The following is a 19,613-nucleotide window of genomic DNA, read 5'->3' as shown; positions in this document are numbered from 1 at the left end:
TGGTGGGGACGTTGCGGATAATCTCGACGAGGCGGACTTCGAGGTCCGCGCTCACTTCCGCACCATCCAGCCGTGATCCAGCGGCCCGTGCCCAGCCCCGAAGCCTGGCGCGCGCAACATGGCCTCATGGACATAGTTCCAGGCCCGCGCCACCGACTCGGTCAGGCTCAGGCCCTGGGCCAGGCCCGTGGCGCAGGCCGAGGCCAGGGTGCAGCCGGTGCCGTGGGTGTGGCGGGTGTCGATGCGCTCGCCCTCGAAGCTGGTTTCGCCCTGGGGCGTGATCAGCAGGTCGATGACCCGGTCGCCCGACACGTGCCCGCCCTTCATCAGCACCGCCTGGGCGCCCAGCGCCAGCAGGGCCTCGCCGGCCCTGCGCAGGTCGTCGGTGGTCTCGACGGTCAGGCCTGTCAGGGCGGCGGCCTCGGGGGCGTTGGGGGTCAAGAGCGCGGCGCGGGGGATCATCAGCGTGCGGACCGCGCCGATCGCCGCCTCGGCCAGCAGGGACGCCCCGCCCTTGGCGATCATCACCGGGTCGACCACGGCGGGAACCTGGGGCGCGCTGGCCAGCACCCGCACCACGGTCTCGACCATGGCCACGTCGCCCAGCATGCCGGTCTTGAAGGCGTCGGCCCCGATGTCGTCCAGCACGGCCCGGGCCTGGGCCTCGACGATGTCCGGCGGGATCGGATGGACGCCGGTGACGCCCAGGGTGTTCTGCACGGTGACGGCGGTGATCGCCGTGGCCGCGTAGCCGCCGAGGGCGGTGATGGTCTTGATGTCGGCCTGGATCCCCGCCCCGCCGCCGGAATCCGATCCGGCGAGGACGAGCACGCGGCCCCGGAAGGCGGAGGCATGGGAGGGCGCTTGGGTCATGACCAGGGTTCTAGCGGGGAGTCGAGGATGGGGGTAGCGCACAACGCGTCTCAACTGGCTCTGCGACAAGGCGCGGCTTCGCGCTCACGCGCCTGGCGGCTGCGATGGATGGGGAGGGTGCGAAGCGCCCGGGCTCCGCCCGGAGGATTTGCAGTTTTGAATACCGTTTCGACGAAGACGAGCGCTTCGCGTGGCCTTCAGACGGGAGCCATCGGAGCGCGGGGTCTTAACCCGCTTCCGAAGTGGGCCCCCGGCGGGCGGAAGGGCGGCTAACCCGTCCGGACCGTACAGGCGATTTCAGCCCGTACCTTTTGGCGAGACCGCCTGCCCCGGGCGCCGGAGTTTTGTCGCCGCGGGGGCGAACCTGCTCCGAACCGACCTTGGCGCGTCTCCCGAAGAAGACACGGCGGCCAAGCCTTCCCGCTCGACCACTCCCCACCGCCCGTCAGGTCGCCGGCCGACGTCCCTCCCCGTGCGATGGGGTGAGATCATTATCGGGGTGGTCAGAGGGGGTGAGCGTCAAAAACATTGAAAGAGTTTTGAGCGTTGATTTCGCTGAAGATTAGTTCATGGCCACTCGCGTCAACTTGTTCGCCCTCCTTCCCTCCCCTTTGTGGGGAGGGTGGCGGCGAAGCCGAGGGGTGGGGCTGCGGCGCTCGGCGCTCAATGCGGCCAGGTCCCCCCACCCGACCCCTTCGGGGCCACCCTCCCCGCGAGGGGGAGGGACGGAGCGTTTGCTTGATGCCCAGCCCCTTACAAGTCCACCCGGAACGGATGCAAGTTGGTCACCCTGGCTTGTCGTCAGCACGAGTTTTGAGTCGGGCGACGATCCACCCCTCTCGTAAGACGGCATGCGGCTGCGTCGAGTCGTCGTAGCCGAACTGCGTGCCGCAGCACGGGCAGATCTCCTGGTACCAAGCATCAGCATCATAGGGCGCCAACGCCGCGTCGCCGAAGCTGCAGACGGGGCAGACGAAACCTTTACTCATGATCCAACCGCCCCCCAAACCGCAAGCGCCTGCGCGGTCTCCCGCACGTCGTGCACCCGCACCGCCGCCACGCCGGCGCTCGCGCCGTGCAGGCAGGCCGCCAGGGAGCCGCCGAGCCGCTCCCCGGCCGCCGCCCCCAGCGGATCCAACGCCGCGATGAAGCGCTTGCGGCTGGCCCCTAGCAGCACCGGGTAGCCCAGGGCCACGAAACGCGGCAAGGCGGCCAGCAGGGCGACATTGTGGGCGGGCGTCTTGCCAAAGCCGATGCCCGGATCCAACCAGATCTTCTCCCGCGCCACGCCGGCGGCCATGGCGGTCAGGGCGCGGGCCAACAGGAAGGCCTCGACCTCGGAGACGACGTCGTCGTAGCGCGGGGCGTCCTGCATCGTGCCCGGCTGGCCCAGCATGTGCATCAGCACCACTTCGCAGCCCAGTTCGGCGGCGACCTCGGGCGCGTCGGTTGCCCAACGCAGGGCGGCGACGTCGTTCCAGATCGTGGCCCCGGCCGCGACGGCGGCGCGGGCCACGGCGGGTTTCATCGTGTCGATCGAGATCGCGACATCGCTCTCCGCGCGGATCGCGGCGATCAGCGGCGCGACGCGGGCGATCTCCTCGTCGGCAGGGACGGGTGTGGCGCCGGGCCGGGTGCTTTCGCCCCCGATGTCGAGGATGTCGGCGCCGTCGGCGATCAGCCGCCGCGCGTGGGCCAGGCTGGCGGCGTGATCCAGGAACCGGCCGCCGTCGGAGAAGCTGTCGGGCGTGACATTGACGATCCCCATGACGCGGGGGCGGTGTGGGGTGGGGGTCATGGGAGCGTTCTAGAACAGGTTTGCTCTACATCGAAGCGCACCCCTTGATCCGCTCATCCCGGCGAATGCCGGGACCCAGATCCGCGAGCGGGGTGGATGATTGGACAGGCTCAACGCTTTTGGCGTCAGCCTCAAAGTCATTCCATCTGGGTCCCGGCATTCGCCGGGATGAGCGGATTTTTGGCGCCTGCCAGTCAATAAAAGAAGAAGCCGGATCGGCGAACCGGTCCGGCTTCTCTCAGGTCGCGAAGGCCCGGAAATCCTAGGCCGTGACGCCCGCAGACACCGGCACCGAGGCCACCGGCCCGGTCGGCATCTTGTTGCTCTCGTCCTCGATGCGCGTGGGCTGGACGCCCTTCATCACGCCGATGATCTCGTCGCCGCTGAGGGTCTCGAACTCCAGCAAAGCCTTGGCGATGGCGTGCAGATTGTCGAGCTTGTCGCCCAGGATCTGCCGCGCCTCGTCCTCGCCGCCCTTGACCAGGCGGCGCACCTCGGTGTCGATCTTGATCATGGTGTCGGGCGAGACGTTCTGGGTGCGGGCCACCGAATGGCCGAGGAACACCTCGTCCTGATTGTCGCCATAGGCCACCGTGCCCAGCTCGTCGGAGAAGCCCCAGCGGGTGACCATGTTGCGGGCCAGGCTGGTGGCGGCGCTGATGTCGCTGGAGGCGCCCGAGGTGATCTTCTCCTTGCCGAAGATCAGTTCCTCGGCCACCCGGCCGGCCATCATGATCGCCAGGCGCGAGGTCATCATGTCAAAGCTCATCGAGTAGCGGTCGCCCTCGGGAAGCTGCATGACCATGCCCAGAGCCCGTCCGCGCGGCACGATGGTGGCCTTGTGCACGGGGTCGGCGACGGCGACGCTGAGGGCCACCAGGGCGTGGCCGCCCTCGTGATAGGCCGTCAGCTTCTTTTCCTCTTCGCTCATGGCCATCGAGCGACGCTCGGCGCCCATCATCACCTTGTCCTTGGCGTATTCGAAGTCGTGCATGGTGACCATGCGACGGTTCTTTCGCGCCGCGGTCAGGGCCGCCTCGTTGACTAGATTGGCCAGATCGGCGCCCGAGAAGCCGGGGGTGCCGCGGGCCAGGGTCTTGACGTCGACATCGGCGGCCAGGGGCACGTTCTTCATATGCACGCGGATGATCTTCTCGCGACCCATCACGTCGGGGTTTGGCACCACGACCTGGCGGTCAAAGCGGCCCGGACGCAGCAGGGCCGGGTCCAGCACGTCGGGACGATTGGTGGCGGCGATCAGGATGATGCCTTCATTGGCCTCGAAGCCGTCCATCTCGACCAGCAGTTGGTTAAGGGTCTGCTCGCGCTCGTCATTGCCGCCGCCCAGGCCGGCGCCGCGGTGGCGACCGACGGCGTCGATCTCGTCGATGAAGATGATGCAGGGGGCGTTTTTCTTCGCCTGCTCGAACATGTCGCGCACGCGGCTGGCGCCGACGCCGACGAACATCTCGACGAAGTCAGAACCGGAGATGGTGAAGAACGGCACGCCGGCCTCACCGGCCACGGCGCGGGCGATCAGCGTCTTGCCGGTGCCGGGAGGGCCGATCAGCAGGGCGCCCTTGGGGATCTTGCCGCCCAGGCGCTGGAACTTGGCCGGGTCCTTCAGGAACTCGACGACCTCCTGCAGCTCTTCCTTGGCCTCGTCCACGCCAGCGACGTCGTCGAACATCACCCGGTTCTTGTTCTCGGTCAGCAGACGAGCCTTGGATTTGCCAAAGCCCATGGCGCCCTTGGTGCCGCCCTGCATCTGCCGCATGAAGAAGATCCACACGCCGACCAGCACCAGGATCGGCAGCATGTTCAGCAGAATGCCCAGCAGGCTGATGCCGCCGCGCTGATAGACGATCTCGGCGTTGCGGCCTTCCAGCCGCTTGACCATGTCCTGAGAGTCGGGCGGCACGTTGACGGTGTAGGGCTTGCCTTGGCGCGGCTCGACCTTGACCAGGTCGCCGCTGATGTCGGCTTTCTTGACCTGGTTGTTGTCGATGTTGCGCAGCAGCTGCGAATAGCTGACCTCGCCGCCGCCGCCGGCGGCCTTGCCGCCTTGGGTGAAGACGTAGCCCGCCAACAGCACCATCGCGATCGCGAGCCAGATGCCCAGGGTCTTGAAATTCATACGCGTTGTCTTCCCAACGATAATCTCTGACCTTCCAAGATAGGATGGTCGGACCGGTTTCGCCACGCGCGGGATATCATGTCGCGGGTTCTTGATCGACACGGCCCGTCGCCGCACCGAAACGATCCATGACAAGACAACGCGCTCGCGCCTGATCGGTGTCTGCAAGGATCGGGCAAGTCACCCGTCCGGTGGCGTCGACGATGGCCGGCAGCGAGGCGCGCGCAGCGGCCGGAAAGCCTTTCAGGGCTTGGCGTTGCGCCGGCGGCAGGCGGGCGGCCAGGCCTTGCAGCGGGCGGACGGAGAGGCCGGGCTCTGTCGCCGTGATCTCATAACGACCGTCCCAAACCAAGGTCCTTCCCCCTAGGAGGAGGCGGTCCGCAGGAGCGGTGGGGGGAGTCGTCGGGCGCGGGATCACGCCCCCCTCCGTCGGCTGCGCCGACACCTCCCCCACAGGGGGAGGACTTGGGCCGCGCCGCGATTCGCCGGGTTCACGGAAGAAGCCGACGGTGTCGCCCGCCTCGATCCGCGCCCCAGCCAGGGTGGCGGTGAAGGTTTCACCGGACCTTAGCCGATCGACCAGCCGCCGCAGACGCTCGCCGCGCGGCGGGGTGGCGGTGCCGGCGGCGCACAGGCAAGCGGCGGCGACCTGGGCGGCGGGGGCGTCGCGGGGGAGGATGAGATAGCCTTCTCCTCCCCCGTGCAGCGGGGTTGGTGGCGCGGCGCCAATAGGCGACGTGACGGATGGGGCGCCAGCGGCGGCGGACGTCCCATCCGTCGGCTTCGCCGCCACCTCCCCCGTTGCGCTGCGCTCCTCGGGGGAGGAAAGCAACCGTCGCGCCCGGGCCCGGGCATAGGTCACGTCCTCATTGGCCGGATCATCCAGCCAGGTCTCGCCCCGCGCCGTCAGCCAGTCGCGAAGCTCCACGCGCCCCACCGCCAGCAAGGGTCGCAGCACGAACACCCTCCGCCCCTCTGGCCAGGCCGGCGACGGCGCCCAATCGCGGGGGTCGGACACCGTCGAGCCCTCGGCGCGCATGGCGGCGGCCTCGGCCAGATCGCCCTGAGTGTGGCCCAACAGCAGAACGCTGGCTCCGGCCTCGCGCGTGGCGTCGGCCAGCAGGGCGTGGCGGGCGGCGCGAGCGGCGGCGGGCAGGCCGGTCGCGGGTTTGTCGCCAGTCCACGACAAACCGGACGCTTTGGCGCCCAAAGCCTGAGCCTTGGCCACGGCCTGGGCGGTCCAGGCGGCGCTGGCGGGGTTGAGCTGGTGATCGACCGTCAGACTGATCACCGCCCGCCCGTGGGCGCGGGCCCAGTCCAGGGTCAGGATCAGCAGCGCCAGACTATCGCCGCCGCCGGAGAAGCCGACGGCCAGCGGCGCGGGGGCCGAAGGGCGCAGGCAGCGGTCCAAGGCGGCGGTGAAGGGGGGGAAGGTCAAACCAAAATCCGCTCATCCCGGCCAATGCCGGGATGAGCGGAAAAGATCAAGCCGCGCACTTGGCCTGGGCGCGGGTGGTGGCGGCCTTGGCGGTGAGGGCGGCGGGGGCCTTGGGATAGCGCTTGGCCAGCTCGTCCAGGGTCTTGCAGGCGTCGGCCGGCTTGCGCAGGGCCACCAGGGCCCGCGACAGCTTCAGCACCGCGTCGGGCGCCCAGCTGGTCTGGGGCCAGCCGCGCACCGCGCCCAGATAGGAGCCAGCGGCGTCGCCGTAAGCCTCGCGCACGAACTGGGTCTCGCCCAGCCAATAGCGCGCCTCGGGAGCCTTGGCGCTGTCGGGGTAGGTCTCGACATAGCCGGAAAAGGCCGTCTCGGCGGCGCCATAGTCGCCGTCCAGCAGCAGTTGGCGGGCCTGTTTGAAGGCGGCGGTCGCGTCGCCGGGCGCGGCGGGCAAGGCGGCGGCGCTGGGCGCGGGAACGGCTGCGGCGGCCTGGTCGGCGAGGCGCTTTTCGAGGGCGGCCAGGCGCTGGTCCAGCGCCTCGGCGCGGGCCTTCTGGACGTCGCTGGACCGGCGAGCCTCGTCCAGGTCATGGGTCAGGGTCTCGTTGGACCCGTTCATCCGGGTGAGAGTCTGCTCCAGGTCGCCCAGCTTTTCGGACAGGGCGGCGATCTGGGCGTCGGTCTCGGCGGGCTGCACGACCACCGGCTTGCCGGTGTCGCGGCCCTGGAAGACGATCGAGCGCAGCTCGCGCACCACCTTCTCCATGCGCTCCAACCGCTTGGCCGAGCGATCGTCCAGCGGGTCGGGCATCGGGGTCTGGGCCATGACCGGCGCGAAGATCGCGAGGGTCAGGACGGAGGCCAGCAAGGCGGCTTTCAGCTTCATGTCGGCGATTATGCCCTGATTGCGGACGAAAGTGCGGCCAAAACAAAAGCCCTTCCCCCTCTAATGGGAGAGGTTTGGGTGGGGGTGACGCGCCCCCCCCGGCTGAACCGCCGCTGTACCCCTATCCCCGGCCCTTCCCCCATCAAGGGGCAAGGGGGAAGGGGCAAGGGGCAAGGGGCAAGATTATCTAGCGCGCGCCGTCGGTGATGGCGGTGCGGGCGTTGCGGTTCTTGGCCCAGCTGTCGTCGCCCGAGCCGCCGTCGATCGGCTTTTCCTTGCCATACGAAAGGGTCTCGATGCGCGCGCCCGAGACCCCCTGTGAAACCAGGAACTCGCGGACGGCGTTGGCGCGGCGGGCGCCGAGCGCCAGGTTGTATTCGCGGGTGCCGCGTTCGTCGGCATTGCCCTCGATACGCACGCGCACGGCAGGATAGCGGTTCAGCCACTGGGCCTGGGCGCCGAGCGTCGGCTGGGCGTCGCTGCGAACCTCGTAGCTGTCGGTGTCGAAATAGATCCGCTCGCCGATATTGATGACGAAATCCTGCACCGTACCGGGCAAGGCTCCGGTATTGACCGGCGAGTTCGGGCCGGTGGGCTGGCTATAGGGCGGCGTCGAAGGTTGCGAGGGCGTGGTGGTGGCGACCGGGCCCTGGGGCTTCGGCCGCGAGGCGCAGGCGGCGAGCGAGGCGGCCGCCAGACCGATCATCGCCAGTCTAGCGACGCGTTGGGTGTCGAAGCTCATCCAGTTTCTCCTCAAGTCCACGGCCAAGGCCCATACTTTATACGCGCGGAGTCTTTGTGGCGCCCCTCGAAAACGCCACCTGAACCTCACAATGGCGTCAGATTGTCGAAGGGCCACCTCGTTCACCCGGCAGGTGAACGCCAGATGAACGTCAAAAGGGCAACGCGCGGCGCCGGCTCAGGTTTCGATGATCGCGCCCTAGTCCAACAGCGGCGACCAGGCCGGGTCCGACGCCGCGCCCTGATAGGCGGCGGGGCGCAGGATGCGGCCGGTGATGTCCACGGTCCACAGTTTCGGCACGCCAGCCGGGCCCTCGCGGAAGAACATCAGCACCCGGCCGTTGGGCGCCCAGGTGGGGCCCTCGTCCAGATAGCTGGTGGTCAGCAGGCGCTCGTCGCCGCCGTCGGTCTTCATCACGCCGATATGGAACTCGCCGCCGGTCTGCTTGGTGAAGGCGATGAAGTCGCCGCGCGGGCTCCAGACCGGGGTGGTGTAGCGGCCGCCGCCGTAGGAGATGCGGCGCACGCCCGAGCCATCGGCGTTCATCACATAGAGCTGGGCTTGGCCGCCGCGGTCGGAGTTGAAGACGATCTTGCTGCCGTCGGGCGAAAACGACGGCGAGGTGTCGATGGAGGGATCGGTGGTGATCCGGGTCGACTGGCGGGTGCGCAGGTCCAGCACATAGATGTCGCTGTTGCCGCCCTTCTCGACGGAAAAGGCGACCTTTCGGCCGTCGGGCGAGAAGCGCGGTGCGAAGACCATGCCGGGGAACTTGCCCACGGTCTCGGTGCGGGCGGTCTCCAGGTTCTGTAGATAGATGGTCGAGCCCGTGGGCCGCAGGGCCATGAAGGTGATTTCCTGGCTGGTCGCCGAGAAACGCGGGGTCATGACGATGTAGGAGCCGTCGGTCAGGTACTGCGGGTTGGCCCCGTCCTGGTCCATGATCGCCAGCTTCTTGATGCGATTGAGCTTGGTGCCGCTCTCGGCGACGAACACCACGCGGGTGTCGAAATAGCCCTTCTCGCCGGTCAGCCGCTCATAGACCGCGTCGCTGATCTTGTGGGCCACGCGCCGCCAGTTCTCGGCGGTGGAGGTGAACTGCAGGCCCAGCAGCTGCTGCTGGCTGAAGGTGTCCCACAGGCGGAAGTCGACGCGCAGCACGCCATCGGCGCCCACCGTCACCTGGCCGTTGATCAGGGCCTGGGCCCCGGTCGCCTGCCAGTCGGGGAAGCGCGGCTGGACATTTACGTCGGTCAGCTTGTCGGCGACATTGGCGACGTTCAGCGGCTGGAACAGCCCAGAGCGCTCGAGATTGCCGGTGATGACCTGGGCGATGTCGGCCCCGCGGCCGCCGGCCCCAGAGAAGGCCGGGATGGCGACCGGCAGCGGCTTGACCGCGCCCTTGTCGATATCGACCTCGATCTGGGCCCGGGCGATCGACGGGGCGAGCGCGACCGTGGAGACGGCCAGGACGGCGGCGGTCGCCAAGCTCGAGAAGAGGGTCTTGAGGTTCATGCGTCGTGTCCTCCCTATCGCGCCGCGCAAGCGTCGCGCGCCTTGAAGTTCAAATTGAGTTGCTGGCCATAATAGTCCGGCGGCAAGCCCTCGAAGGGCGCCGATTGATAGACCGCCCGGATCGCCCGCTCGGCGGCGGCCTGGGTCATGGAATCGACCGCGCCGGTGACGGTGTTGCTGCTGGACTGGCCGGTCGAGGTGACCCGGCCCACCGCGCCGCCGCCGGTCAGAATGTCGGCGGTGACCTTGTCGATGATCCGGCCGGACGGCAGCAGCTTGAAGCCGACCCGCACCTGCACGCTGGCGCCGCCTTCGACCTCGCAATTGGGGTTCCAGCGGCGCTGGATCTCGTCCTTCATGCCCGCGATGGCAGCGGCTTGAAGGCCGGTCATCGCCCCGGCCCCGGGACGGGCCTGGGTGGCGGTTTCCGGGCGGGTCGGGCCCTTGGCGGCGTTGGCCACAGGCTTGCCGGCCGCCTTGGGCGTCTTGGCCAGGGTCTTTTCCAGCGAGGCGAAAAAGTCGGGCTCGGGCTTGGCGGGCTTTGCCGGCTTGGGGGGCGTCGGCGGCTTTGGCGTGGGCGGCTTGGGGGTCGGGGTCGGGGTGGGGGTTGGCTTTGGCGGAGCGGGCGCAGGCGTCGGCGTCGGCGCGGGCACGGGGGCCGGCGGCTGCGGATCGGCCTCGGGGACCGGGTCCTCGGTCTGGGCGACCTGGTCCTGCGGCGCTTCGAGCGCCGGGCGGACATTGGTAGGGCCTGCGGTGACGAGGGTCACCGGCACGCTCTCGCCGATGATGATCGGCTTGGGCGGCTTCGACGGCAGGCCGACCAGGATCGCCGCGACCACCAGGCCATGCAGGATGACCGAGCCGACCAGGGCGGGCGAGGTGTTGTTGCGGTCGTGGCGGCTCATGAGGGGCCACCCCAATTCCACTCATCCCGGCGAAGGCCGGGACCCAAGCCGAGCTTGGGGTTTCGTGCTGAGTTCGGACCGGCAATCCCGCTTGGGTCCCGGCCTTCGCCGGGATGAGTGGAGAGAAAGGGGCCGGGCACTGCCGAATCCTACTGCGCTGGGCGCAACGCGCCGGCGCCGCTCGCGGCGGCCTTCGGCGCGACGCCCGACGACGGCCCGCCGGTGTCGGTCAGCAAGTTGATCTTGCTGAAGCCGGCGTTGGACAGCGCCGCCATCACTTGGGCCACCGTAGCGTAGTTGGCCTTGCCGTCGGCCCGCACGAAGATCGGCTTGTCATAGCCGTCGCCGGCGACGGCGTTCAGGCGCGGGGCCAGGTCGGCGAAGGGCACGGGGGCCTCGCCCACGAAGGTCGAGCCGTCGGCCTTGATCGAGACGGTGATCGGCTCCTGCTGGTTCTGCAGGGCGGCGGCCTCGGTCTTGGGCAGTTCCAGCGGCACGCCGGCGGTCAGCAGCGGCGCGCTGATCATGAAGATGATCAGCAGCACCAGCATCACGTCGACCAGCGGCGTGACATTGATCTCCGACAGGGCGCCCTTGCCCCGGCGGCCGCGACGACGGCGACCGCGACGGCCGCCGGTGGCGAAGGCGTCATTGGCTGACATCGCCATGAGGCTAGACCCGCTCGCTCAGGCGACGCTGGATGGCCGTCGACAGGTCGTCGGCGAAGTTCTCCAGCCGGCCCGCGTACTTGCCGGCGTCGGTCGAGAACTTGTTGTAGGCGATATAGGCCGGAATGGCGGCGATCAGGCCGATGGCGGTGGCGAACAACGCCTCGGCGATCGACGGCGCCACCACGGCCAGCGAGGTGTTCTTCGACAGGGCGATGCTCTGGAAGGCGTGCATGATGCCCCACACCGTGCCGAACAGGCCGATGAACGGGCTGGCGGTGGCGACGATGGCCAGACTGCCCAGGCCCTCCTCGGCCTTGCCGGTCTCGCGCGAGATCAGCGTGTCCATCATCCGGTCGATGCGCTGGATCAGGAAGGCGGCCTGGCTCTCGCCGATCGGACCCTTGGCCTTGGCGTCGCGCCATTCCTTCAGGGCCGACTGCAGCATGCGCGGCAGGGGATGGCGCGGATTGGCCCCGGCCTGGGCGGCGACCTCCTCCAGCCCCTGGCCGGAACCGACTTGGTCCTCGAACCGGTTGGCGGCGCCGTTCAACGCGGCGAAACGGAACAGCTTGTCGATGATCACCGCCCACGAGCCCAGCGAGGCCAGGATCAGGCCGATCATCACCGCCTTGACCACCCAGTCGGCCTGGAGGAACAGCGAGATGAAGGAAAAGCTCTGGGGGCCTGCGGCGGCGTCCATGCGGGGTCAGCTCCGTCGGGGCGTCTAATCGTAGGAGCAGGTCATAGCGCACCCGCTCAGGTTCCGTTGCGCCTTACTGGCATGAAGCGGCGCAATGGTGAAACTATGACGCCTGGCGGGCGGGATGGTTTTTGATTGCTCAAGCTTGAACCTCAAGCCACGGCGCGAGCTTGGCCGCCATCTCCGGCGCGGGCTTGCGCGGCCGGCCGCCCAGGGTGATGCACACCGCCTCGCCCGCCGCCTGGGCGATCAGGTCGTCGCCGCGGGTGATCGTCTGGGTGAAATAGAGCCGCACGCCCTTGATCCGGTCATAACAAGTGCGCACCAGAAGGGCGTCGTCGACCCGCGCGGCCTTCTTGAAGTCCAGCGCCATGCGGGTGATCGCGAAGGCCGTATCGACCGCCGCCAGCTCGGTGTGCGAAATCCCCACCAGCCGAAAGAAGTCGCTCCGCCCGCGCTCGAAATAGCGCAGATAATTGGCGTGATAGACGAGGCCGGAGAAGTCGGTGTCCTCGTAGTATATGCGCACCGGCAGTCGGTGCTCGCGGCCCTCGAAAACGCCGGCGGTGGGTTCGATCATCCTGGACTCCGGCTTGAGCGACATCTTGGGCTCCCGCCCTTGTAGTGCTACGCTGGCCCCATGAAAATCGAGCCTTCCCTGTTCGATGAGATTGATGACGACGCCGAGGCCGCCGCCGACGCGCGGGCCGAGGCCGACGTCGCGGCGGGCCGCACGATTAGCCATGAGGCGGTCACGCGCTGGCTGGCGTCCTGGGCCAGCGGCGCACCTACGGTGCCTCCCAAGCCAGGTGACTAGGCCTTGCGTCGGGTGATCTGGACGAGCGAGGCCATCGCCAATCTCAACAATATCTTCCGCTATATCGCCGGCTTCAACCCGTCGGCCGCCGCGCGCCTGGCGCAGCGGTTGCAGACGGCGGCCAATAGCCTGATCGATCATCCCGAACGCGGGCGCCCCGCTTCGCGCGGGTTACGCGAACTGGCCGCAATCCATCCCTATCTGATCCGTTATCGGTTTTCCGGTGAGACCGTGGTCATCCTGCGCATCCGCCATGGCGCACAAGAGCCAGACTAGAGCATTTCCCGACCTGACTGCGTCAGGCCGTGAGCTCTAATCTGTTGTTTTGACGCATTTTTCTTCACGCGAACCGGAACCACTTCGCTCGAAAAATGCTCTAATGGGTCTGGGCCTTGGCCTAGGTCACGATGAACTCGCCGAGCTCCAGAGCTTGGCGCGCAACGAGCTCGACCGGGTCGCTGTGCGGTTCCTTGAGTTTGAGCATCAAGACGCCGTCGTCATCCCAGAGGGCGATGTCGCCGCCGGCGAATTCGAAGGTCGCCTCTCCGCGCTCCATCACGCCTCTTCCCCAAACAGCCCGCCCTGCACGATCTTCGGCACGCTCACCGGCTCCTGCAAGCCCAGGTGCAGATAAGCCTTGCCACAGGCCATCCGCCCGCGCGGGGTGCGCTGGATGAAGCCCTGCTGCATCAGATAGGGCTCGATGACGTCCTCGACCGCGTCGCGGGCCTCGGCGATGGCGTAGGCCAGGGTCTCGACCCCGGCCGGGCCGCCGCCATAGTTCTCGATCAGGGCGCGCAGGTAGCGGCGGTCGAGAGAATCCAATCCGAGTTCGTCGACTTCAAGCCGCGCCAGGGCCATGCCGGCCGCCTTGCGGTCGATGACGCTGGCGCCGTCGGCCTCGGCGAAGTCGCGCACCCGGCGCAGCAGGCGGCCGGCGACCCGGGGCGTGCCCCGCGCCCGGGCGGCGATCTCGGCGGCGCCCTCCTCATTCAGCGGCGCACCCATCTTGCGGGCGGCGCCCAGCAGCACGAGCTGCAGCTCCTTGGGCGTGTAGAATTCCAGGCGGATAGGGATGCCGAAACGGTCGCGCAGCGGCGTCGCCAGCATGCCCGCCCGCGTCGTCGCCGCCACCAGGGTGAAGGGCGCCAGGTCGATGCGGATCGAGCGGGCCGAGGGTCCCTCGCCGATGACCAGGTCCAGCACATGGTCCTCCATGGCCGGATAGAGGATCTCCTCCACGGTTGAGGGCAGGCGGTGGATTTCGTCGATGAACAGGACGTCGTTGGCTTCCAGATTGGTCAGGATCGCCGCCAGGTCGCCGGCCTTGTTGAGCACCGGGCCGGAGGTGGCGCGGAAATTGACGCCCAGCTCACGCGCCACGATCTGGGCCAGGGTGGTCTTGCCCAGGCCCGGCGGGCCAAACAGCAGCACATGGTCCAGGGCCTCGCCCCGGCCCTTGGCGGCCTCGATGAAGATCCGCAGATTGGCCTTGGCCTGCTCCTGGCCGACGAATTCGGCCAGGGTCTGCGGGCGCAGGGCGCGGTCGCTGGAGGTGGGGATCTGCTCTTGGGGCTGGGACTCGCCGGAGATGATGCGGGTCATATCCCCCCTCCGTCGGCTGCGCCGACACCTTTCCCACAGGGGGAGAACTTAGGGGCGCAAATCCTCCCCCTGTGGGGGAGGTGGCCGGAAGGGCCGGTGGGGGGAGTGAGACGAACGCTCACCGCCCCAACTCCTGCAGTCCCGCCTTGATCAGCGCCTGGACCGTCGCCTCCTCGCCCAGCCTGGCCGCCGCCGCCTCGACCACCCGGCGGGCGTTGACCTCGGCCACGCCCAGGCCCATCAGCGCCGCCACGGCGTCGCCGGTCGGGGCCGGCTTGGCGGGGGCCGACGCTACGGCGCCCGGCGCGGTCATCATCACCGGCCCGTCGGTGATCGGCTTGCCCTTCAACTCGGTGACGATCCGCAGGGCCAGCTTGGGCCCCACGCCCGACGCCCGCCCAACGGCGGCCTTGTCCTCGCGCGCCACGGCGCTGGCCAGCTCGGCCGGTGACAGCACGTCCAGCACGGCCATGGCCGCCTTGGGTCCCACGCCCTGGATGGCCTGCAGCAGCACGAAGGCCCGGCGGTCCTCGCGGGCGCCAAACCCATAGAGGCGCAAGCCGGCGCTTTCGCTCCACTGGCTCTCGATGTGCAACAGGGCCTCCTCGCCGAGGGCCGGAAGCCGCTGCAAAGTCCGCGACCCGCAGCGCACGACATAGCCGACGCCCATGACGTCGATCAGCGCCTCTTCCTCGCCGATCTCGGCGACGGCGCCCCTCAGTCGACCGATCATGCGACCCTCCGGTTGGCGATCCGCAGGTTGGCGTGGGTGATGGCGACGGCCAGGGCGTCGGCGCAGTCGGCCGTGGTCTTGCCGGCCGTCGGCAGCAGGCGGGCGATCATGAAGCCGATCTGGGCCTTGTCGGCCGCCCCGGTGCCGACCACCGCCTTCTTGACCAGGCGGGTGGAATATTCGGCGACCAGAAGCCCGGCGCGGGCGGGGGCGATCAGGGCGGCGGCGCGGGCGTGGCCCAGTTTCAGGGTGGATTGGGCGTTGGTGTTGAGGAACACCTCCTCCACCGCCGCCTCGTCGGGGCGGTGCTCTTCGATCACCGCGCAGATGCCCTCGAACAGCCAGAGCAGGCGCGAAGCGAAGTCGGCCTTGTCGTCCGGGGCGATCACCCCGTGGGCGACATGGCCCATGCGCGAACCCTCGATGGTGATCACGCCCCAGCCGGTGCGGCGCAGACCGGGATCGAGGCCCAGGATTCGGATCGGGATGCGATTCGCGTTCATCATGTGTTCTCGCACCATCGCCTGTCTTGCCCGTCAGGAAAAGGCGCGACTTGCCTTACAAAACCTTAATCCAAGCTAGAGAACCCAGGGTTGCCAAGACGCGGCTCCCAGCACAGAAGAACGCTTCCGTCGCGTGTGGGGGCGCTTTGCGATGGCAGCCATCGTTTTCCTTTCCTTTTTCGCCGCCGCCTGGTGGGTCGGCGGCGTGCAGTTTGGTCACGCGCCGGTCGGCCTGGCCCTGGTGGGACCCGTGATTTCCGTCCTGCTGGTCGTCTTTGCGCGCGGCCGGCTGAAGGGCGAGCCCGCTCGCGCCCCCGCCGAAAAGAAGCGGGCGGGCCGCGTGCTCGCCCTGGCCGGGGCCGGCGAGGGCCTGGCGATGTTCGTGGCCGCCAACGTGCTGCTCAATCTGGGCCGGCTGGACGATCTGTTCCCGGTCTGCGCGGTCATCGTCGGCCTGCACTTCCTGCCCCTGGCCAAGTGGATCCCGGCCCCGATCTACTATGTCACCGGCCTGCTGCTGGTGCTGATCGGCCTGGGGGGCCTGGCCCTCGATGCCGCTCACCGGCCGCTGGCGATCGGCTTGGCTGCGGCGGTGGTGCTGTGGGGCAGTTGCCTCGCCCGGCTGGCTAAGCCGGCGGCGCGCGCGGTTCCGGCCTAGAGCATCGCGCGGAAAAGTGGCCACCGGTTTTCCGCAAAAGCGATGCTAAAACAAAAGCCTAGAGCAAGCCGTGCGAGTCCTATATCGCGCGGCTTGCTCTAGGCCGGGCTCAGCACCGGCTGGCAGAACAGCCGCTCCAGCAGCAGGCGCTCGACCGCCAGGGCCTCGACGGCGACGCAGACCTCGGCATTGGGCTCGCCTTCGATCCGCTGCAACCGGCCCATGCCCGCGCCATCGGTGATGACCCGCACGCGCGCCGGCTCGAAGCCGAACAGCCGAGGCGCGATCAGGCTGACGGCGGCCACCGCGTCGTGAGGATGGCAGCCGTCGATCCCCCAGGCCTTGTGGTGAAAGGCGGCATAGGGACCCAGCGCCCGGTTCAGCCGGACCGACAAGGGTGTGCCGCAACTGGCCGCGCCAGCCGCCATGGCCTCCAGGGTCAGGGTCACCTGGGAGGTGATGTCCAGCGGAATGAGGCGCGGAGCGACCCCGGCCGCCAGCACTCGAGCCAGGGCATCGGCGTCGCTCCAGCTGTTGAAGTCGGCGCCGCCGGCCGCCTTGCCCTCGACCGCGAAGGCTCCGGCCATCACCGTCGGACCCCAGCCGCGAAAGGCGCCGGGCTCCTCCAACAGGCCTTGGGCCAGATTGGTCAGCGGGCCCAGGAACAGACCCGTCAGCTTGCGGCGCGCGCAATAGGCCAGCAGGCTGGCGCCGTGGCCGTGGTCCAGTTCCGGCAGCTTCCAGCGCTGCGAAAAACCCGCGCCGTTCAGGCCGTCGACGCCATGGGCCGGTCGCATCCGTTCGACCCGCCGCTTGGCCAGGCCCGAGCCGGCGCCGATATAGACCTCGGCCGCGCAGCCCGCGAGCCGCAGCACGCCCCGGGCGTTGGCTGCGGCCTGGTCGACATAGGTGTTGCCGAACACCGCCGACACCGAGACCACGTCAACCGCGTCGGGCGCGCGCGCCAGCAGGGCCAGGGCCAGGGCGTCGTCCACGCCGCAGTCGGTGTCGATGTGCAGGCGCAACGGCATGGGGGGAGTGTAGCGCGGTCGGCCTCGTCGCGGAAAGTCCGAGACGCAAAATCCCTCTCCCCTTGCGGGAGAGGGGGGGCCGCGAAGCGGGTCGGGTGAGGGGTCGAAGACCGCCTAACGCCGCGCCCAGCGGTGAGGACGAACGCCGCGCCAGATGTCTGAGAGACCCCTCATCCGTCGGCTTCGCGACACCTTCTCCCGCAAGGGGAGAAGGAAATCACCCCAGCCTCGCCACGTCCTCGTCGCTGATCTCTTCGTTGGAATAGACCGCCTGCACATCGTCGTCGTCGTTGAGGGCGTCGAGCAGTTTCATCAGGGTGACCACGGCCTCGCCGGTGACGGGCACCTGCATCTTTGGGCGCCAGGCGATCTTGGTGTTGGAGGCCGGGCCGAACTTGGCTTCCAGGGCGGCGGCGACCTCGTTGAGGCTTTCGAAGGCGGTATAGACCGTGTGGCCCTCGCCCTCCTCGTCCATGTCCGACACCACGTCGTCGGCGCCGGCCTCGATGGCGGCCTCCATCATGGCGTCTTCGCTGGCGGCCTTCGCGGGGTACGAGACCTGGCCGACGCGGTCATAGTTGAAGGCCACCGAGTTGGTGGCGCCCATGTTTCCGCCCAGCTTGGTGAAGTAGGAGCGAACATTGGCGGCGGCGCGGTTCTTGTTGTCGGTCAGCACCTCGACGATGACGCCGACGCCGCCGGCCGCCACGCCTTCGTAGCGGATTTCGGCATAGTCGGCCGCGTCGCCCATCTGCGACTTCTTGATCGCCCGGTCGATGACGTCCTTGGGCAGGCTCTCGGCCTTGGCGTTGTTGACCGCCAGGCGCAGGCGCGGGTTCATGTTGGGGTCGGGCAAGCCGGCCTTGGCGGCCACGGTGATTTCCCGCGACAGCTTGGAAAACAGCTTGGAGCGCGCGGCGTCGGCGCGGCCCTTGCGGTGCATGATGTTCTTGAATTTCGAGTGGCCGGCCATTCGGAGGCTCTTCTCTGATCTGGAATGGAAAGGTAGGGCGCGCTTCTACCGTCTGAAACGGGGTTTTGTCACCCCGCGTCGCTTCGGAAGCCGCTCGCCGGCTGGAACCGCGCCCCGGCCCAGCGGTTGAGGTGGGGCGTCCCTATCGCGATCAGGCTCCCCCGGACGCCGCCGCGTCTTCGGGCGCCAGGAGCCAAGATCATGCGCAACTTCATGCTTGTCGCCGTCTCGACGGCGCTACTGGCGGCGACGCCCCTGGCGGTGTCCGCCCAAAGCAGCCAGCCGATGGGACCGCCCGGCGACCGCCACCCCGCGCCCAGTTCCAATTCGCCCATGGGGTCCATGGGCTCATCCAACATGGATCATCAAGACCATAGCCAGGATCGCGGCATGGGCCACGACATGGATCGCGGCGACCACATGGGCCGGGGCGACTATGGCCGCTGGGACGATCATTGGGGCTCGCGCCCGCCGCACCCGCCCAAGTCCTACTCGCGCCATGCCAATTGGTACCAGCATGTGCGCGCCTGCCAGACCCGCTATCGCAGCTACAATTCGCGCACCGACACCTACGTCGTTCGTCGCGGCGTCGTGGCCCGCTGCCGGCTGTAGCCTGGCGCGCAAATAGGGCCTCCCCCACAGGGGACGGAACGTTCGGCGTCACGCCACCTTCAGCTCGACCTCGATATTGCCGCGCGTCGCTTTCGAATAGGGGCAGACCTCGTGGGCGGCGTGCAGGACTTTCAGCGCCGTCTCGGCGTCGAGATCGGGCGCGTTGAGCGTCAAGCGTACGCCGACGTGGAAGCTGGTGTCATCCTTGATCAGGTCAACCTCGACGTCCAGGCTGTGCTCACCCAGCTTGACGCCCTGGCTGCGGGCCACCAGGCCCAGCGCGCCGAGGAAACAGGCCCCATATCCGGCCGCGAACAATTGCTCGGGATTGGTCCCCTCGCCATCGCCGCCCATCGACTTGGGATAGCCCAGCTTGACGTCCAGATGGCCGTCGTCGGTCCTGGCCGTGCCTTGACGGCCGCCGATTGCGTGGGCGTGAGCGGTATAGATGGCGTCGGTCATGGGAAGCTCCTGGGGCGGACAAGGTTGCGCGGCGATTGTTGGCCGAAGGCGTGACGGACACAAGCGTGGCTGAATGAAACCCTCTCCCGGAGGGGCGAGGGAGGGGCCCGCCGCAGAGCGGTGGGAGGGTGAGGGGTGACGCCGTTAAAGTGAAACCCTGGTTACTTTGCTTGCCACAGCCGCGCACAAGGCCAAGCTCGTTCCATGGATCCGATCGCAACCGCTCGCCGTCTGAGACGCGGCCAAACCCTGGCCGAGGAAAAGCTATGGACGATCGTTCGTGGCCGTCGCCTCGGGGGCTACAAGTTTCGCCGCCAGGTTCCGATCGATCGTTACTTCGCCGACTTTACCTGCCGGGACGCGCATCTAATCGTCGAGCTCGATGGTCCAACCCATGAAGGCCGCGAAGACCATGACGCTCTGCGCACCGAGGCGCTGCAGCGCTGCGGCTATCGGGTCCTACGGTTCGGCAACGAGGTCGTACTTGCCGACCCAGGCGGCGTCGCCGAGGCCACAGGCGCGGCGCTCCGGTTGACGGCGTGACCCCTCACCCT

At 68.5% G+C, this 19,613-nt stretch carries 23 protein-coding genes; 5 read left to right on the top strand and 18 right to left on the bottom strand.

Annotation, left to right across the window (positions count from 1 at the left end; translation table 11 throughout):
• Window positions 1-51: 51 nt before the first annotated feature.
• The 11 genes from thiD to ACP694_RS17780 all read right to left on the bottom strand — a co-directional run bounded on the left by thiD (window position 52) and on the right by ACP694_RS17780 (window position 12,245).
• The gene (gene thiD / locus ACP694_RS17830; RefSeq protein WP_426014614.1) at window positions 52-873 is read right to left on the bottom strand and encodes a bifunctional hydroxymethylpyrimidine kinase/phosphomethylpyrimidine kinase; all 822 of its coding nucleotides are present in this window, start codon (window positions 871-873) and stop codon (window positions 52-54) included.
• Window positions 874-1,858: 985 nt separating this feature from the next.
• Window positions 1,859-2,671: a dihydropteroate synthase gene (gene folP / locus ACP694_RS17825; protein WP_426014612.1), complete on the bottom strand. Its 813-nt coding sequence runs from the start codon at window positions 2,669-2,671 to the stop codon at window positions 1,859-1,861.
• Between the two features lie 262 nt (window positions 2,672-2,933).
• Entirely contained in the window at window positions 2,934-4,808 is a 1,875-nt protein-coding gene (ftsH, locus tag ACP694_RS17820; RefSeq protein WP_426014610.1) for an ATP-dependent zinc metalloprotease FtsH, read from the bottom strand.
• A gap of 76 nt (window positions 4,809-4,884) precedes the next feature.
• Window positions 4,885-6,246, bottom strand: a complete 1,362-nt coding sequence (tilS, locus tag ACP694_RS17815; RefSeq protein WP_426014609.1) for a tRNA lysidine(34) synthetase TilS — start codon at window positions 6,244-6,246, stop codon at window positions 4,885-4,887.
• 46 nt (window positions 6,247-6,292) lie between these two features.
• Entirely contained in the window at window positions 6,293-7,129 is an 837-nt protein-coding gene (ybgF, locus tag ACP694_RS17810) for a tol-pal system protein YbgF (protein WP_426014607.1), read from the bottom strand.
• 187 nt (window positions 7,130-7,316) lie between these two features.
• Window positions 7,317-7,871: a peptidoglycan-associated lipoprotein Pal gene (pal, locus tag ACP694_RS17805; RefSeq protein ID WP_426014604.1), complete on the bottom strand. Its 555-nt coding sequence runs from the start codon at window positions 7,869-7,871 to the stop codon at window positions 7,317-7,319.
• Between the two features lie 198 nt (window positions 7,872-8,069).
• Window positions 8,070-9,386, bottom strand: coding sequence for a Tol-Pal system beta propeller repeat protein TolB (gene tolB, locus ACP694_RS17800; RefSeq protein ID WP_426014603.1), 1,317 nt, complete (start codon window positions 9,384-9,386; stop codon window positions 8,070-8,072).
• A gap of 14 nt (window positions 9,387-9,400) precedes the next feature.
• Complete coding sequence (locus tag ACP694_RS17795; protein ID WP_426014601.1) at window positions 9,401-10,294, bottom strand: energy transducer TonB; 894 nt, start codon at window positions 10,292-10,294, stop codon at window positions 9,401-9,403.
• Window positions 10,295-10,443: 149 nt separating this feature from the next.
• Complete coding sequence (locus ACP694_RS17790; RefSeq protein ID WP_426014598.1) at window positions 10,444-10,962, bottom strand: ExbD/TolR family protein; 519 nt, start codon at window positions 10,960-10,962, stop codon at window positions 10,444-10,446.
• 4 nt (window positions 10,963-10,966) lie between these two features.
• Entirely contained in the window at window positions 10,967-11,665 is a 699-nt protein-coding gene (tolQ, locus tag ACP694_RS17785; RefSeq protein WP_426014596.1) for a protein TolQ, read from the bottom strand.
• A gap of 139 nt (window positions 11,666-11,804) precedes the next feature.
• On the bottom strand, window positions 11,805-12,245 hold the full coding sequence (locus ACP694_RS17780; RefSeq protein ID WP_426014756.1) for a YbgC/FadM family acyl-CoA thioesterase: 441 nt from the start codon (window positions 12,243-12,245) through the stop codon (window positions 11,805-11,807).
• 60 nt (window positions 12,246-12,305) lie between these two features.
• Here ACP694_RS17780 and ACP694_RS17775 point away from each other — a divergent pair, with 60 nt between their 5' ends.
• Both ACP694_RS17775 and ACP694_RS17770 read left to right on the top strand, forming a co-directional pair.
• Window positions 12,306-12,482 carry a CopG family transcriptional regulator gene (locus tag ACP694_RS17775; RefSeq protein ID WP_426014595.1) on the top strand — a complete coding sequence of 59 codons (177 nt, stop codon included), beginning with the start codon at window positions 12,306-12,308 and terminating at the stop codon, window positions 12,480-12,482.
• 12 nt (window positions 12,483-12,494) lie between these two features.
• Window positions 12,495-12,758 carry a type II toxin-antitoxin system RelE/ParE family toxin gene (locus tag ACP694_RS17770; protein WP_426014755.1) on the top strand — a complete coding sequence of 88 codons (264 nt, stop codon included), beginning with the start codon at window positions 12,495-12,497 and terminating at the stop codon, window positions 12,756-12,758.
• Between the two features lie 121 nt (window positions 12,759-12,879).
• On the opposite strand, the gene ACP694_RS17765 is transcribed toward ACP694_RS17770, so the two are convergent.
• The 4 genes from ACP694_RS17765 to ruvC all read right to left on the bottom strand — a co-directional run bounded on the left by ACP694_RS17765 (window position 12,880) and on the right by ruvC (window position 15,338).
• Window positions 12,880-13,041 carry a hypothetical protein gene (locus ACP694_RS17765; RefSeq protein WP_426014594.1) on the bottom strand — a complete coding sequence of 54 codons (162 nt, stop codon included), beginning with the start codon at window positions 13,039-13,041 and terminating at the stop codon, window positions 12,880-12,882.
• Window positions 13,038-14,087, bottom strand: a complete 1,050-nt coding sequence (ruvB, locus tag ACP694_RS17760) for a Holliday junction branch migration DNA helicase RuvB (RefSeq protein ID WP_426014592.1) — start codon at window positions 14,085-14,087, stop codon at window positions 13,038-13,040. Before ruvB ends, ACP694_RS17765 begins: the two co-directional genes overlap by 4 nt.
• Before the next feature lie 118 nt (window positions 14,088-14,205).
• Entirely contained in the window at window positions 14,206-14,820 is a 615-nt protein-coding gene (gene ruvA / locus ACP694_RS17755) for a Holliday junction branch migration protein RuvA (RefSeq protein ID WP_426014590.1), read from the bottom strand.
• Window positions 14,817-15,338, bottom strand: coding sequence for a crossover junction endodeoxyribonuclease RuvC (gene ruvC, locus ACP694_RS17750; protein ID WP_426014752.1), 522 nt, complete (start codon window positions 15,336-15,338; stop codon window positions 14,817-14,819). The genes ruvA and ruvC overlap by 4 nt, the downstream gene beginning before the upstream one ends.
• A 136-nt stretch (window positions 15,339-15,474) precedes the next feature.
• On the opposite strand from ruvC, the gene ACP694_RS17745 reads away from it, so the two are divergent.
• Complete coding sequence (locus ACP694_RS17745; protein WP_426014588.1) at window positions 15,475-15,981, top strand: hypothetical protein; 507 nt, start codon at window positions 15,475-15,477, stop codon at window positions 15,979-15,981.
• A 98-nt stretch (window positions 15,982-16,079) separates the two neighbouring features.
• On the opposite strand, the gene ACP694_RS17740 is transcribed toward ACP694_RS17745, so the two are convergent.
• Window positions 16,080-17,012: a nucleoside hydrolase gene (locus ACP694_RS17740; RefSeq protein ID WP_426014586.1), complete on the bottom strand. Its 933-nt coding sequence runs from the start codon at window positions 17,010-17,012 to the stop codon at window positions 16,080-16,082.
• Window positions 17,013-17,229: 217 nt separating this feature from the next.
• Window positions 17,230-17,985 carry a YebC/PmpR family DNA-binding transcriptional regulator gene (locus tag ACP694_RS17735; RefSeq protein ID WP_426014583.1) on the bottom strand — a complete coding sequence of 252 codons (756 nt, stop codon included), beginning with the start codon at window positions 17,983-17,985 and terminating at the stop codon, window positions 17,230-17,232.
• Between the two features lie 201 nt (window positions 17,986-18,186).
• Between ACP694_RS17735 and ACP694_RS17730 the strand changes: the two genes are divergently transcribed.
• A complete protein-coding gene (locus tag ACP694_RS17730; protein WP_426014581.1) occupies window positions 18,187-18,597 on the top strand; it encodes a BA14K family protein in 411 nt (136 codons plus the stop codon).
• A gap of 48 nt (window positions 18,598-18,645) precedes the next feature.
• On the opposite strand, the gene ACP694_RS17725 is transcribed toward ACP694_RS17730, so the two are convergent.
• Window positions 18,646-19,059: an organic hydroperoxide resistance protein gene (locus ACP694_RS17725; protein WP_426014580.1), complete on the bottom strand. Its 414-nt coding sequence runs from the start codon at window positions 19,057-19,059 to the stop codon at window positions 18,646-18,648.
• 204 nt (window positions 19,060-19,263) lie between these two features.
• Between ACP694_RS17725 and ACP694_RS17720 the strand changes: the two genes are divergently transcribed.
• A complete protein-coding gene (locus ACP694_RS17720) occupies window positions 19,264-19,602 on the top strand; it encodes an endonuclease domain-containing protein (protein WP_426014578.1) in 339 nt (112 codons plus the stop codon).
• Window positions 19,603-19,613: the final 11 nt, after the last annotated feature.

Origin of the sequence: Caulobacter sp. DWR2-3-1b2 (assembly GCF_049896345.1) — a bacterium.
GTDB lineage: Bacteria > Pseudomonadota > Alphaproteobacteria > Caulobacterales > Caulobacteraceae > Caulobacter.
Note: the sequence above shows the minus strand (reverse complement) of the source record. Positions and strands in the feature narration are given on the sequence as shown.